At 72.9% G+C, this 13,473-nt stretch carries 13 protein-coding genes; 10 read left to right on the top strand and 3 right to left on the bottom strand.

Annotated elements, in window-relative coordinates; translation table 11 throughout:
• Window position 1: 1 nt before the first annotated feature.
• Window positions 2-859 (bottom strand): LysR family transcriptional regulator, encoded by an 858-nt coding sequence (locus MKK68_RS08095; RefSeq protein WP_244029719.1) that lies wholly within the window; start codon window positions 857-859, stop codon window positions 2-4.
• A gap of 100 nt (window positions 860-959) precedes the next feature.
• Here MKK68_RS08095 and MKK68_RS08100 point away from each other — a divergent pair, with 100 nt between their 5' ends.
• From MKK68_RS08100 to hisG, 9 genes are all read left to right on the top strand, one after another.
• Window positions 960-1,349, top strand: coding sequence for a tautomerase family protein (locus MKK68_RS08100; RefSeq protein ID WP_244029720.1), 390 nt, complete (start codon window positions 960-962; stop codon window positions 1,347-1,349).
• A 93-nt stretch (window positions 1,350-1,442) separates the two neighbouring features.
• Entirely contained in the window at window positions 1,443-2,312 is an 870-nt protein-coding gene (locus tag MKK68_RS08105; protein ID WP_244029722.1) for an SDR family oxidoreductase, read from the top strand.
• A 177-nt stretch (window positions 2,313-2,489) separates the two neighbouring features.
• A complete protein-coding gene (motA, locus tag MKK68_RS08110) occupies window positions 2,490-3,347 on the top strand; it encodes a flagellar motor stator protein MotA (RefSeq protein WP_147727230.1) in 858 nt (285 codons plus the stop codon).
• Window positions 3,348-3,381: 34 nt separating this feature from the next.
• Window positions 3,382-4,248, top strand: a complete 867-nt coding sequence (locus tag MKK68_RS08115; protein ID WP_147727231.1) for a flagellar motor protein MotB — start codon at window positions 3,382-3,384, stop codon at window positions 4,246-4,248.
• A gap of 177 nt (window positions 4,249-4,425) precedes the next feature.
• Window positions 4,426-5,670: an MFS transporter gene (locus tag MKK68_RS08120; protein ID WP_244029723.1), complete on the top strand. Its 1,245-nt coding sequence runs from the start codon at window positions 4,426-4,428 to the stop codon at window positions 5,668-5,670.
• A gap of 185 nt (window positions 5,671-5,855) precedes the next feature.
• Entirely contained in the window at window positions 5,856-6,359 is a 504-nt protein-coding gene (locus tag MKK68_RS08125) for a DUF3429 domain-containing protein (protein WP_243932974.1), read from the top strand.
• Between the two features lie 385 nt (window positions 6,360-6,744).
• The gene (hisS, locus tag MKK68_RS08130; protein WP_244029725.1) at window positions 6,745-8,271 is read left to right on the top strand and encodes a histidine--tRNA ligase; all 1,527 of its coding nucleotides are present in this window, start codon (window positions 6,745-6,747) and stop codon (window positions 8,269-8,271) included.
• A 744-nt stretch (window positions 8,272-9,015) separates the two neighbouring features.
• The gene (locus MKK68_RS08140) at window positions 9,016-10,200 is read left to right on the top strand and encodes an ATP phosphoribosyltransferase regulatory subunit (protein ID WP_243932809.1); all 1,185 of its coding nucleotides are present in this window, start codon (window positions 9,016-9,018) and stop codon (window positions 10,198-10,200) included.
• A gap of 8 nt (window positions 10,201-10,208) precedes the next feature.
• Window positions 10,209-11,192 (top strand): ATP phosphoribosyltransferase, encoded by a 984-nt coding sequence (gene hisG / locus MKK68_RS08145; RefSeq protein ID WP_409565993.1) that lies wholly within the window; start codon window positions 10,209-10,211, stop codon window positions 11,190-11,192.
• Between the two features lie 262 nt (window positions 11,193-11,454).
• On the opposite strand, the gene MKK68_RS08150 is transcribed toward hisG, so the two are convergent.
• Window positions 11,455-11,820, bottom strand: coding sequence for a lysozyme inhibitor LprI family protein (locus MKK68_RS08150; RefSeq protein ID WP_243984139.1), 366 nt, complete (start codon window positions 11,818-11,820; stop codon window positions 11,455-11,457).
• A gap of 439 nt (window positions 11,821-12,259) precedes the next feature.
• Here MKK68_RS08150 and MKK68_RS08160 point away from each other — a divergent pair, with 439 nt between their 5' ends.
• Complete coding sequence (locus MKK68_RS08160; RefSeq protein ID WP_147728165.1) at window positions 12,260-12,547, top strand: hypothetical protein; 288 nt, start codon at window positions 12,260-12,262, stop codon at window positions 12,545-12,547.
• 143 nt (window positions 12,548-12,690) lie between these two features.
• Here the strand turns inward: MKK68_RS08160 and hemJ are convergent, their stop codons facing one another.
• Window positions 12,691-13,137, bottom strand: a complete 447-nt coding sequence (hemJ, locus tag MKK68_RS08165) for a protoporphyrinogen oxidase HemJ (protein WP_147728164.1) — start codon at window positions 13,135-13,137, stop codon at window positions 12,691-12,693.
• Window positions 13,138-13,473: the final 336 nt, after the last annotated feature.

The following is a 13,473-nucleotide window of genomic DNA, read 5'->3' on the forward strand; positions in this document are numbered from 1 at the left end:
CTCACCGCGCCACGCCGCGATAGGCGGCCGCCAGCGTGCGCAGCGCCGCGGCGGCGCGCGGGTCCGGCGCCTGCGCGTGCAGCACGATCCGGGTGAGCGGCAGGGCCGGCAGCCCGAACGCGGCGCCGACGTCCCGCGCGCCGGCGGGCGCGACGCTGGGGGCGAGCGCCGACACCGCGAGCCCGGCCGTCACCGCGGCGCCGACGGCGAGCACGCCGCCGCCGACGAAGATCTCGCTCCAGGGCAGGCCGGCCGCGTCGAGCGCGCGCAACGCCGCCGCCCGGACGTTGCAGGGGCCGGCGAGCGTCGCCATCGGCAGGGGCGCGCCGGGCTCGAACCGGAAGCCGGGGGCGGCGAACCACGCCAGCCGCTCCTCGGCCAGCACCGTGCCGCCCGCCTCGGCCGGGTCCTCGCTCCGGACGATCGCCGCGTCGACCTCGCCCGCATCGAACAGGCGCATCACGTCGCGCGACGGGGCGATCCGCACCTCGACGACGAGGCCGGACCCGGCGAGCCCGAGCCGGTGCAGCAGCGCCGGCAGGTCCGGGCCGGCGACGTGGTCGCTGATCCCGAGGACGAGCCGGGCGGGCGGCGCGGCGGCGAGGTCGGCCATCGCCCGCGCATGGGCCGCCAGCAGGTCGCGGGCGGCGGGCAGGAAGCGCTCGCCCCGCGCCGAGGCCCGGACGCTGCGCGGGGTGCGGTCGACGAGGCGGCAGCCGAGCCGGTCCTCGAGCCGCTTCAGCCGCAGGCTGATCCCGGCCTGCGAGGTCTCCAGCGCCGCGGCGGCGCGGGTGAAGCTCGCCAGGTCGACGGTGAGCACGAAGGCCTGGACGCTTTCGATGTCGAGCGGGCGGGTCATCAGCACAACGATCCGTTATGGCAGATATAGCGCCCGATATCTTGCCGTTATCATCGCGGACGGCAAGGGTGTCCCTCGACCGGACCCGAGGACCCCCGCCATGCCCCTGACCCGCATCTCGCTCCGCACCGGCAAGAGCCCGGCCTACCACGCGGCCCTCGTCGCCGGCCTCTACGCGGCGATGCGCGAGGCCTTCGCGGTGCCCGAGAACGACCTGTTCACGGTGATCCACGAGCACGGCTCCTCCGCCTTCGCCTACGATCCCGGCTATCTCGGCATCGCGCGGGACGACGACCTCGTGATGATCCAGATCACCGCCAACGACACCCGCGACACCGCGCAGAAGCGGGCGCTCTACGCGGCGATCGCCCGCAACCTCGGGCGGGATCCGGGCGTGAAGCCGGGCAACGTGCTCGTGAACCTGGTGGAGGTCGCGCGCGAGAACTGGTCGTTCGGCGACGGGCTGATGCAGTACGGCCCGCCGGCGTGACGATCCGGCGCGGCAGGCCGCTTTGAGCCGGTCCGCCTCCCGGCGTGTTCCCGAGGAGGCGCCGCATGCCGCGGCCTCACCGATGGGAACGTCATGTCCGACACCGCCTCCCCGCGCCCCGAGCCGCCCTTCGCGGCCCGGCCGATCCCCTATCCCGGCCGCTCGTCCGAGATGCAGCCGCCGCCCGATCACGGCGAGCACAGCTACGTCGGCTCCGGCCAGCTCACCGGCAAGGTCGCGCTGATCACCGGGGGCGATTCCGGCATCGGCCGGGCGGTGGCGATCGCCTATGCCCGCGAGGGCGCCGACGTGGCGCTCGCCTATCTCGACGAGCACGACGACGCCAAGGACACCGCCGCCTGGATCGAGAAGGCCGGCCGACGCGCGCTGCTCTTGCCGGGCGACGTCTCGGAGGCCGGCCATTGCGCCGCGCTGGTCGAGACGACGATCGCGGAGTTCGGCCGGCTCGACGTGTTCGTCAACAACGCCGCCGTGCAGGTGCTGGCCGACGACCTCGAGGGCATCGCGATCGCCGACTGGGACCGGCAATACGCGGTCAACGTCCACGCGATGTTCTACATCCTCAAGGCCGCCTCGCCGCACCTGAAGCCCGGCGCCTCGATCATCGCCACCTCCTCGGTCAACGCCAAGAACCCGGTCGAGCAGCAGCTCGCCTATTCCTCGACGAAGGCGGCGCTGTGCAACATGGTGGCGAACCTCGCCAAGATCCTGGGCAAGCGCGGCATCCGCGCCAACGCGGTGCTGCCGGGCCCGATCTGGACGCCGCTGATCCCGTCGACGATGTACACCAGCCAGGTCGAGAGCTTCGGCTCGATGACGCCGGCCGGGCGCCCCGGCCAGCCGGCCGAGCTCGCGCCCGCCTACGTGATGCTGGCCTCCGACGCGGCGAGCTACATCAACGGCGCGATGATCGCGGTGACGGGCGGCATGGTCACGATCTGAGGGCGGGTCTCGGCGCGCGGTCCGGGCGCCGTCGCCGGGCGCCCGGACCGCGCGCCGAGGGAGCCGGACGGCATCCGAGCCACGGCCTAAACCCGCCGTTAACCGAGATCGGCAATTTGTCGGATCGCTAGTGGCGTCGCTCGGGCTGTCCCTGCCGCCGCGCAAGGGTGGCAAATCATGCGGCTGATCATCGGCACACTGGTCGTCTTCGCCTGCGTCTTCGGCAGCTACGCGGCGATGGGCGGCCACCTGGAAGTGCTGTGGCAGCCGTTCGAGTTCGTCATCATCCTCGGCGCGGCGATCGGCGCCTTCATCATCGGCAACACCGGGCCGGTGCTCAAGGCCGTGCCCGCCATGCTGGCCACGCTCGTGAAGGGACCGAAATACAATCAGCAAGCCTATGTCGAGCTGCTGGGCATGCAGTATTCGCTGTATCGGCTCGCGAAGCAGAAGGGCCTGATGGCGCTCGAGCCGCACATCGAGGAGCCGAGCGAGTCGGCGCTGTTCAACAGCTTCCCGACCTTCGCGGCGAACCACCACGCGGTCGAGTTCGTCTGCGACTACATGCGCATGGTGACGCTGGGCGCCAACAACGTCCACGAGATCGACGCCCTGATGGACGAGGAGCTGGAGACGCACCACCAGGAGCAGGAGCGGATCATCTCGGCGATGCAGTCGCTCGCCGACGGAACGCCGGCGCTCGGCATCGTCGCCGCCGTGCTCGGCGTGATCAAGACCATGGGGGCGATCAAGGAGCCGCCGGAGGTGCTGGGGCATCTGATCGGCGGCGCGCTCGTCGGCACCTTCTTCGGCGTGTTCGTCGCCTACGGCTTCTTCGGGCCGATGGCGCAGTCGCTCAAGAGCCTCTTCGAGGCCGAATCCAAGTACTACGTCTCGCTCAAAGCGGGCCTCCTCGCCCACATCGCCGGCCAGCCGCCGGTGATGGCGGTCGAGTTCGCCCGCAAGGCCCTGATGAGCGACGTCCGCCCGACCTTCAACGAAGTGGAAGCGGCGACCGCCGCCCTGCCCGCCTAGTTCCAACCCCACCTCGCGCAGGGACTCGACGGCCATGGCCCTCCAGCCGATCATCATCAAGAAGGTCAAGAAGGCCGCGCATGCCCACCACGGCGGGGCCTGGAAGATCGCCTATGCGGACTTCGTCACCGCCATGATGGCGTTCTTCCTGCTGATGTGGCTGATCAGCATGACGACGCAGGAGCAGAAGATCGGCCTGGCGGAATACTTCGCGCCGGCGGCTTCGAGCCCTGCGACCAGCGGCGCCGGCGGCTTGCTGTACGGCACCTCCCTCGACACCTCGGGCAACAAGCCGTCCAAGCCCCGCGAGGCGGCGACGGGCTCCGCCCAGCAGGAGGATGCGGTGCGCGCGAGCAGCCCGGGCAGCGCCAGCGATCTCGAGGCGAGCCGGCGGGCCGCCAGCGTTCCGGCCAACTACAGCGCCATCGCCAGCCTCCGGCAGGCGCTCCAGAAGCTGCCCGAGATCGCCGAATTGTCGCGCAACATCGTGTTCGAGACGACCAAGGAGGGCGTGAACGTCTCCCTCGTGGACGACGACGGCCGCTCGATGTTCCGCGAGGGCTCCGTCGAGCCCTACGAGCGCACCCGCCGCGTGCTGGAGGCGCTCGCGCCCGCCCTGCGCAAGCTGCCCAACCGCCTGTCCATCACCGGCCACACGGCCGCCGCGCGCCCGGGCTCGACGCGGGCCGGCGAGCCCTGGACCCTCACCGCCGGGCGGGCGCTCGCCGTGCGCGAGGTCCTGGCCGGTGCCGGGGTGCCCAACGACAACTTCGCGTCCGTGGTGGGACGCGCCGACACCGAGCCGGTCTTCCCCGACAATCCCTACATCGCGCCGAACCGGCGGGTGACGATCACCCTGCTCAACGGGAGCCCGCCGGTGCCCCCGAACGTTCTCCGCTGACGACGGGGCGCCCGGCGCCCTCCGAGGCCGCAGCGTCTTCCCGCGCGCCGCTTTCCGCCCCGAGCGGACCGCTTGCGCCGCCTGAGCACCGCGACTCCGCCCGATCCGATCGTACCTTGACCGCGGGACCGGACCGGGCCACGCCCTGCGCCGCTCCCGCGTGCACCCAAGGACGGCATGGCCCCGACCACCCACCTCGCCCTGATCAACGTCTTCATCGGCGACATCCAGGGCGGCTTGGGACCGTTCCTCGGCACGTGGCTGGCCGAGGCCGGATCGTGGAGCCCGGCCCGCGTCGGCCTCGTCACCACCCTGGTCGGGTTCGGCACGCTGCTGCTCTCCGGCCCGTTCGGCGCGCTGGTCGACCGGGTCGGGCGGCCGCGGCTGCTGATCGCCGCGGCCTGCACCGCAATCCTCGCCGGCACGCTGCTGCTGCTGCCGGCCCGCGCCTTCGCCTTCGTGTTCACGGCGCAGCTGCTGGCGGCGGCCGGCGGCACGCTGCTGCTGCCGGCGGTGACCGCGCTGACCCTCGGGATCGTCGGCAAGGACCGGTTCCCGGGCCAGCAGGGGCGCAATCAGGCCTTCAACCACGTCGGCATCCTGATCGCCGCCGGCGCCATCACGCTGGGCACCGCCCGGTTCGGGTCGGCGATCGCCTTCTGGGTGCTCGGCCTGATGGCGGTGCTGGCGATCGCCGCTGCGCTGACCACCCCGGCCTCGGCCTGGAGCCAGCGCCGCGCGGTCGGCTGGACGGAGCCCGGTGGGGAAGACGGAGCGGAGGAGGCGCCGCAGCGGGCCGGCATCCGCGCCGTGCTCGGCGACCGCCGGCTGCTGGTGCTCGCCTGCGCGCTGACGCTGTTCAACCTCGGCAGCGGCGGCATGCTCTCGCTGCTCGGCCAGAAGCTCGTCGCCACCGCCGTCAGCGCGACGCACTGGACCGCGATCTACGTGATGGTGGCCCAGCTCACGATGGTGCCGGTGGCGCTGTTTTCCGGCTCGCTCGCCGACCGGCGCGGCCGGCGCAAGCTGCTGCTGGCGGCCTTCGCGGTGCTGCCGGTGCGCGCCGCGCTCTCGGCCTTCGTCGACGACCCGACCTGGCTGATCGCGGCCGAGATCCTCGACGGCGTCGCCTCCGGCATCGTCGGCGTGGCGGTGCCGGTGGTGGTCGCCGACCTGACCTGGGGCTCGGGCCGGACGCAGACGGCGCTCGGCACCGTCAACGCGGTGCAGGGCATCGGCGGCGCGCTCTCGGCCTGGTACGGCGGCCTCGCCTTCGGCCTGCTCGGCTGGACCGGCGCGTTCCTGGCGCTCGGCGCGCCGGCGCTGGCTGCGCTCGCCCTGGTGATCTGGTTCGACGCGACGCCCGAGCCCGGCCGGCGCTCGCTGCGGCGCCAGGCCCGCACCCTGCACCCCGCGACGTGATCCCGGAACTGCGGGATCGCGCGCGGGTTCACGCTCGCGCATCGGGTGGCACGAAACGTGACGCGTCGGGGCGCGACAGGCCCCGTGTCGGCCGGTCGCATCGTCCCGACGCGCGGCCGCCCGCACCTTACCCCCTCCCCCTCGCCCGCCCCTTGCCCGAGACAACACGGAAACGGCCCCCTCCCATGCGCGACGACGCCACCGGACGCACCCTCACCGCCCACGAATCGCGCGAGACGCCCTGGCTCAGCGTGGTGCTGGGCTACGGGCCGATGCTGCCGCTGGCGGCCGGCGCCGCCGCCGCCTGGTGGATGCGCGGCCAGCCGCTCGACTACCTCGTCGCCCTGATGACGATCCTCTACGGCGCCGCGATCCTGCTGTTCCTGGCGGGCGTCCGCCGCGGCGTCAGCTTCCGCACCGAGGGCGGGCCGACGGTGATGCAGATCGCGACGATGCTCGGGCTGTTCGTGCTCGGGCTCTCCGCCCTCGTCACCGTGGTGATGGGCAAGGCGATCCCGGCGCTCGGCCTCCTGATCGTCGGCTACGCCGCCATCGCCGTGCTCGACCCGATCGCCGCGCGCGCCGGCGAGGCGCCGCTGTTCTTCGCCCGCCTGCGCCCGCTGCAGATGCCGATCGCGGTGATCAGCCTCGCGGCCCTGCTCTGGCTGAAGTGGATCTCGCCGTACTAGGTCGCCGCGTCGACCCACCGGGCGCGTCGCCAACCGTGCATCCCCTCGCCCCGCACGCGGGGAGAGGGCCGTGTCTCCCCCTTGTCGGGGAGCACGGCGAGGCGGCAGCCGACGGTGAGGGGGCTTCGACCGAGGAGCCTCCTCCGATCGCACCCCCTCACCCTCGCTTCGGCTTCGCCGCCGCTGCTCAGCGGCACGACGAGGTGCCGCTGAGCCTCTCCCCGCGTGCGGGGAGAGGGGCTCCCCGCGATCCATCTGCGGGCGTCGTGCCATGCCGTCGGGATCTGGTCGCGCGACGCCGTCGCCAAGCCGCCGGCTTGCCGCTGCCCCCGCCGCCGCGATACAGCCCAGCGACCCCCGAAGCGCGCGATCGAAACGAACCGTCATGTCCAAGGCCGATTCCAACACCGGCGAGAAGCCCGGCCTGAAGGCCCGCCTGCCGCGCGGCTTCGTCGATCGCCGCGCCGCCGAGATCGCGGCGCAGGGGCGGATGCTGGAGACGATCCGGGCGACGTTCGAGCTCTACGGCTTCGAGGCGCTGGAGACCCCGTTCGTCGAGTACACCGAGGCGCTGGGCAAGTTCCTGCCCGACCTCGACCGCCCGAACGAGGGCGTGTTCTCGTTCCAGGACGACGACGAGGCCTGGCTCTCGCTCCGCTACGACCTGACCGCGCCGCTCGCCCGCCACGTGGCCGAGAACTTCGACGCGATCCCCAAGCCCTATCGCAGCTTCCGCAACGGGTTCGTCTTCCGCAACGAGAAGCCGGGGCCGGGCCGCTTCCGCCAGTTCATGCAGTTCGACGCCGACATCGTCGGCGCGCCGTCGGTCGCCGCCGATGCCGAGGCCTGCATGCTGATGGCCGACACGCTGGACCGGCTCGGGCTCGCCGGCCGGTACGTGATCAAGGTCAACAACCGGAAGGTGCTGGACGGCGTGCTCGCGACGATCGGGCTCGCCGGCGACGCCCAGGCCGGGCAGCGCCTGACCGTGCTGCGCGCGATGGACAAGTTCGACAAGTTCGGCACCGAGGGCGTGCGCCTGCTGCTCGGCCCCGGCCGCAAGGACGAATCGGGCGACTTCACCAAGGGCGCCGGGCTCGATTCCGGCCAGGCCGACAAGGTGATCGCGCTGCTGCTCGGCGGCGGCTCGGAGACGGCGCCCGAGCGATTCGCCTTCGTCGACGCGCTGCTCTCGGCCTTCGGCGAGAACGAGACCGCGCGGGCCGGCATCGAGGAGCTTCGGACGATCGCCACGCTCGTCGACGCGGCCGGCTACGGCGTCGACCGCATCCGCATCGACCCCTCCGTGGTGCGCGGGCTCGAATACTACACCGGCCCGGTCTACGAGGCCGAGCTGACCTTCCCCGTCGTCAACGAGGACGGGCAGACCGTGCGCTTCGGCTCGGTCGCCGGCGGCGGGCGCTACGACGGGCTCGTCGGGCGGTTCCGCAGTGAGCCAATGCCGGCCACCGGCTTCTCCATCGGCGTGTCGCGGCTGTTCTCGGCGCTGCAGCTCACCGGCAGCCCGCTCGTCGAGGCGGCGGCGAAGCCCGGCCCGGTGGTGGTGCTGGTGCTCGACCGCGACGAGATCGCCGCCTACCAGCGGCTCGTCGCCACCCTGCGGCAGGCCGGCATCCGGGCCGAGCTCTACCTCGGCGGGGCCGGGATGAAGGCGCAGATGAAGTATGCCGACCGCCGCGGCAGCCCGGTGGCGATCATCCAGGGCTCGAACGAGCGCGCGGCCGGCGAGGTCCAGGTCAAGGACCTCATCGCCGGCGCCGAGGCCGCCCGCAACATCGCCAGCAACGCCGAGTGGAAGGCCGCCCGGCCGGCGCAGTTCTCCTGCCCGGAGGCCGAGATGGTCGCCCGCGTGAGCGAGGTGCTGGCCCAGCACTTTTCGGACGAGGCCTGAAGGCAAGCGCCAACGGTCAGACTCTCCCTCCCCCCACTGCGGGGAGGGGGGGCCTCGGCTCACGCGAGGGTCGGGAGAGGGGAGCGACCTCTCCGGATACGGCGCTCCCTCTCCCGACCCGCTTCGCGGGCCACCCTGTCCCGCACCCCAGTCGGGCCTGCCCGACTGGGGCACACGGGGTGCGGATCTCGGGCGAGCCCGAGATCCGTCGGGGGAGGGAAGAGCGGCGGCCCCCTCAGCGCGGGCAGCCGGCGGCGCGCTCCCGGCGCTGGATCTCGGCGACCTTGGCGCGGTTTCGCGCCGGGAGCGGCACGTCGGCGATGTCGCCGTAGCGGCAGCCGGCCTTGCCGAAGGCGCGGAGCCCGCGCGGCGTGCGGCAAGCAGCAGCCGGCCTCGGCGTAGACCGCGTTGCGCTCGCCCCGGAGCGCGTCGCGAGGGACTTCCGCCCGCGCCGGCGCGGCGAGGAGCGGCCAAGTCTTCAGGGCCAACGTCGCCAGGGCCAAGGTCGCCAGGGCCCAGATCGCCAGGGCCAAGGTCGCCGGGAGGAAGGCGAGGGGGGCGCGCATCGGAGCCGGTTCCCATCGGGTTGGGGACCCATCAGAGCCGGTGCGCCGGGCGCCGCACGGCCGCCGCGTCCCACAGGTTCGCCCCTGCGTGTTCATTCGCGCCCGTGCGCGGCGGCGGGGCGGTCGCCAAGCCCGGTTCCGGTTGCTACAGAACCGCTCGACGACGACGGGCAGGATCATGACGCGACCGCAGGCAGGAGAGATGGGGGCGGACGGGCTCGCGCAGGCGCGGCTCTCGGCGCATCTCGCGCAGGGCGGCTACCGCTTCGTGACGCCGCCGGTGCTGCAGCCGGTGGAGCCGTTCCTCGAACTGTCCGGCGAGGACATCCGCCGGCGCATCTTCGTGACGCAGGGCTCGGACGGGGCCGAGCTGTGCCTGCGGCCGGAGCTGACGATCCCCGTCTGCCGCCTGCATCGCGCGCAGGCCGAGGGGCAGGCGGCCGATTACAGCTATTGCGGCCCGGTCTTCCGGCTGGCGGCCGACGAGCCCGACGAGTTCCTGCAGGCCGGCATCGAATCGATCGGCCGCACCGACACGCCGGCCGCCGATGCCGAGGTGCTCGGCATCGCGCTGGAAGGCCTCGCCCTGTTCGGGCACGCGGCGCCGGGCGTGCGCCTCGGCGACATGGGGCTCACGGTGGCGCTGCTCGAGGCCCTGAGCGTGCCGCCGGCCGCCAAGCGCCGGACGCTGCGGGCGCTCGCGGCCGGGCGCTCGCTCGACGCGGTCACCAACGCCGCCCAGCCCGAGGACCCGCATGCGGGCTTGCTCGCCGCGATCCAGGGCCAGGACCCGCGCGGCGTCCGCGCCTTCGTCGAGGACGTGCTGGCGATCGCCGGGATCTCGGCGGTGGGCGGGCGCAGCGCCGGCGAGATCGCCGAGCGGTTCCTGGCCAAGGCCGCGGCCCAGGCCAACGGCGGCGCCGGCCTGAACGCCGAGAACCGCGCGCTCGTCGACCGCTACCGCGCGATCGGGGGCGACCCGGACGCCGCCGCCCGCGACCTGCGGGCTCTCGTCCGCGACGCCGGCCTGCGCCACGACGCGCTCGAGGCGGCGCTCGACCTGTTCGAGGAGCGCAACGGCTTCATCGCCGCCCGCGGCCTGGCGCTCGAGGGTTTTCGCTTCTCCGGCGCCTTCGCGCGCAACCTCGACTACTATACCGGCTTCATCTTCGAGGTGACGGCGACGACGGACCGCGCCGGCCCGGTGCTGGTCGGCGGCGGCCGCTACGACGGGCTCCTGACCCATCTCGGCAGCGCGACCGCGCAGCCGGCGGTCGGCTGCACCTTCTGGGTCGACCGCGTCGCGCGCTGGGTCGACCCCGCGGCGGGAGCCGGCCGACCCGTGGCGGGAGCCGCCCGATGAGCGAGACCATGGACATCCCGGACGCCCCCCTGGTGCTGGCCGTGCCCTCCAAGGGCCGGCTGCAGGAGAACGCCGCCGCCTTCTTCGGCCGCGCCGGCCTGCGCCTGGCGCAGGGGGCGGGCGCGCGCGACTACCGCGGCAAGCTCGTGGGCGTGGCCGGCGTCGAGGTGCGCTACCTCTCTGCCTCCGAGATCGCGAGCCAGCTCGCCTCGGGCGCGGCCCATCTCGGCATCACCGGCGAGGACCTGATCCGCGAGACGCTGCCCGACGCGCACGGCCAGGTCGAGCTCCTGACGCCGCTCGGCTTCGGCAACGCCACCGTGGTAGTGGCTGTGCCCCAGGCCTGGATCGACGTGCGCGCCATGGCCGACCTCGACGAGGTCGCCGCCGAGATGCGCGCTCGCCACGGACGGCGCCTGCGCATCGCCACGAAGTACGTCAACCTCACCCGCCGCTTCTTCGCGGAGAAGGGGGTGGCCGACTACCGGATCGTGGAGAGCCTGGGCGCCACCGAGGGCGCGCCGGCCGCGGGCTCGGCCGAGATCGTGGTCGACATCACCACCACCGGCGCGACGCTGGCCGCCAACGCCCTGAAGATCCTCGACGACGGGGTGATCCTGCGCTCGGAGGCCAACCTCGTCGCCTCGCTCAACGCGCCCTGGGGCGCCCACCAGCGCGACGCGCTGCGCGCCGTGCTCGGCCGGATCGCCGCCGAGGAGCGGGCGCGGACCACCCGCGAGGTCCGCGCCGCGATGCCGGATTCCGGCGCGATCGACCTCGCCAGCATCAGCGGCCTGCACGAGGCCGAGCTGCCCTACGGCGCCCCGCGCGGGGCCGACGGCGAGATCGTGATGCGCTGTCCCGCGGACGCGGTGTTCGACCTCGCCGACGCCCTGGTCCGGGCCGGCGCCAGGGCCGTCACCGTCCGCCGGATCGACTACGCCTTCGCCGCCGAGAACCCGCTGGCGGAGCGGCTCCTGGCGCGGCTGTAGCGGCTGCAATCTGGCAAGACGCCCCGTGCCGTGCTCGATGTCTTCTCGTGGGCGACACGGTGACAATCTGCCTGCCGTAGCACTGCCGTCCCCCATCGATGGCAGGAGCGCATTGCGGGGTTCCGGCAGGCCCCGCCCCACGGCGTGAGGAGGCTTCGGCCTCCTTTCGCATGTCAGAGGGCGGCCCGGATGAGCGGGTACGGCTTGCGCAACTCCCGTCTCATGTCCCGGTCCCGCATCGTTGGGAACACCAACCGGTCGCCTATTGCGGCCCCTGCTTGGCGAATTCCGACTGCACCGCGCGCAGCACCGTCAGGCGCGCGTCGTAGATCGCCTTGAGGCAGGCGGTGTCGGCGGCGCAGGCGCGGCGCTCGGCGAGCCAGGTCTCCTGGTCGTCGCGCAGCTTGGCGCGGCCGCCCATCGGCAGCACGTCCTTCAGGATCTCGAAGCGGGTCGCCATCTCGACGTCGCGGTCGTTCAGGGCGAGCGTGGTGCAGACCGCCCGCTCGTCGGCGGCCTTCGCCGCCTCGCAGTCGAAGCTCGCGGCCCGGGCCGGCCCGGCGGCCAGCAGGAGGGCGAGGACGGGCAGGACAGGCAGGACGAGGCTCGGCTTGATGGCGAAGGTCATGGCGGTCCCACGGGGTGCGGCGGCGATGCGTTCGCCATCGCATGCCGGCCGGGCTAACCGAACGGAAAAATCGCTTCTTTCGGCGCCGCCGACAGAACGGCCCCCTGCGGTCGCAGCCGCGTCGGGCGGGGGATGGCTCGACCTCCGCCGACGATCTCCGGACCGCGATCGCCCCGCTCTCGCCGCCCCGGTGTTGCCGCCCCCTCGACCCGCCCCGGATGCGGACGGCCTCCCGCCGACCGCCGCACCGCCCTCGCCGGCATCCCGTTCGGGCGGCGCTCGGGCCTGCCCTGCACGCTGAGACCGGATTCGGAATCGGCCAGATCATCCCCCCGCCCGGACAGCTTCCAACCAGCGGTAGTTCATGCCGGATTAACACGCTGCGAGGTGTGATCGCGGTGCGACGTGCGGAACAAGCGTCGCTCCTTGAGGTGTTCCCATGAAGATCAAGAGCAAGACTTCCACCATCAAGTCGGTATCTGTCGCGCTCGGCGCGCTCGTCCTCGTGAATACGGGCGCTTGCGCTCAGTACGCGTCGGATCAGGCCGCGCACGCCGCCGACGTCCGCGCCATCCAGGCCCGACGCGATCAGCATGCCGCCAACGTCGCGGCGCTGTACGGGGATTACGCGGCGGCCGATGCCTACGCGCACGCCGCCCATGTTCGACGCGTTCAGTCCTACCGGGACGCCGGGTACGCGCAGCGGCTCCGGTACTGGGGCTACTGAGGTCCGGATCGATCCTCTGCCGCCGGCCGATCGATGTGCGCGCCGAGCCGGGACGACGGATCGTCCCGACCCGGCGCGCGGACGCGGCCGCACGGCGATCGAAGGTGTCTTTCCATCCGGCATCCATCGCACTCGAACATGCCCTAGAGGCCGGGCTTCACGATCACCAGCACGACGATGACGATCATCAGCAGCGTCGGCACCTCGTTGAGCACCCGGTAGAACTTATGGCCGCGGGTATTCCGGTCGGCGGCGAAGTCCTTGACCATCCGGGCGAGCCAGCCGTGGATGCCGCTCATCGCCAGCACCAGCAGGAACTTCGCCTGGAGCCACCCGGTGACGTAGGCGCCGCTGGTCCAGGCCAGCGTCAGCCCGAGCACCCAGGTGACGATCATCGCCGGGTTCATGATCGCCTTGAGCAGGCGCCGCTCCATCACCTTGAACGTCGCCGACTGCGCCGCCGCGCCCGGCCCGGGGGGGAGGGCGGCGTGATAGACGAACAGCCGCGGCAGGTAGAGCATCCCGGCCATCCACGCGATCACCGCGACGACGTGGAACGCCTTGATCCAGGGATAGAGGGTGTCGAGCACGGGCGAGGGTTCCGGATGGGATGGTCGGACAGGGCGCACGTCTCCGACATCGCACGGATAGGGCGCGTTTCCCCTCTCCCCGCGTGCGGGGAGAGGCCCACAGGCACCTCGTCGTGCCTGTGGGAAGCGGCGGCGAAGCCGAAGCGGCGGTGAGGGGGCGCGGACGAACGAGGCTCCGCCGTCGAAGCCCCCTCACCGTCGGCTGCCGCCTCGCCGCGACGACGACGAGGTCGTCGCGGCCCTCTCCCCGCAGGCGGGGCGAGGGGATGCGCGGCCTCTCGGACGCTTTTCAGGAGGACGGCGAGCCGCCCCTCAACCGCGCCAGCATCTGCTCCA

Source organism: Methylobacterium sp. E-016 (assembly GCF_022829745.1).
GTDB lineage: Bacteria > Pseudomonadota > Alphaproteobacteria > Rhizobiales > Beijerinckiaceae > Methylobacterium.

What these genes read in the sequence shown, in the direction of transcription:
- MKK68_RS08095 (WP_244029719.1), bottom strand. Translation starts at nt 859, where the DNA reads ATGACCCGCCCGCTCGACATCGAAAGCGTCCAGGCCTTCGTGCTCACC.
- MKK68_RS08100 (WP_244029720.1), top strand. Translation starts at nt 960, where the DNA reads ATGCCCCTGACCCGCATCTCGCTCCGCACCGGCAAGAGCCCGGCCTAC.
- MKK68_RS08105 (WP_244029722.1), top strand. Translation starts at nt 1,443, where the DNA reads ATGTCCGACACCGCCTCCCCGCGCCCCGAGCCGCCCTTCGCGGCCCGG.
- motA (WP_147727230.1), top strand. Translation starts at nt 2,490, where the DNA reads ATGCGGCTGATCATCGGCACACTGGTCGTCTTCGCCTGCGTCTTCGGC.
- MKK68_RS08115 (WP_147727231.1), top strand. Translation starts at nt 3,382, where the DNA reads ATGGCCCTCCAGCCGATCATCATCAAGAAGGTCAAGAAGGCCGCGCAT.
- MKK68_RS08120 (WP_244029723.1), top strand. Translation starts at nt 4,426, where the DNA reads ATGGCCCCGACCACCCACCTCGCCCTGATCAACGTCTTCATCGGCGAC.
- MKK68_RS08125 (WP_243932974.1), top strand. Translation starts at nt 5,856, where the DNA reads ATGCGCGACGACGCCACCGGACGCACCCTCACCGCCCACGAATCGCGC.
- hisS (WP_244029725.1), top strand. Translation starts at nt 6,745, where the DNA reads ATGTCCAAGGCCGATTCCAACACCGGCGAGAAGCCCGGCCTGAAGGCC.
- MKK68_RS08140 (WP_243932809.1), top strand. Translation starts at nt 9,016, where the DNA reads ATGACGCGACCGCAGGCAGGAGAGATGGGGGCGGACGGGCTCGCGCAG.
- hisG (WP_409565993.1), top strand. Translation starts at nt 10,209, where the DNA reads ATGGACATCCCGGACGCCCCCCTGGTGCTGGCCGTGCCCTCCAAGGGC.
- MKK68_RS08150 (WP_243984139.1), bottom strand. Translation starts at nt 11,820, where the DNA reads ATGACCTTCGCCATCAAGCCGAGCCTCGTCCTGCCTGTCCTGCCCGTC.
- MKK68_RS08160 (WP_147728165.1), top strand. Translation starts at nt 12,260, where the DNA reads ATGAAGATCAAGAGCAAGACTTCCACCATCAAGTCGGTATCTGTCGCG.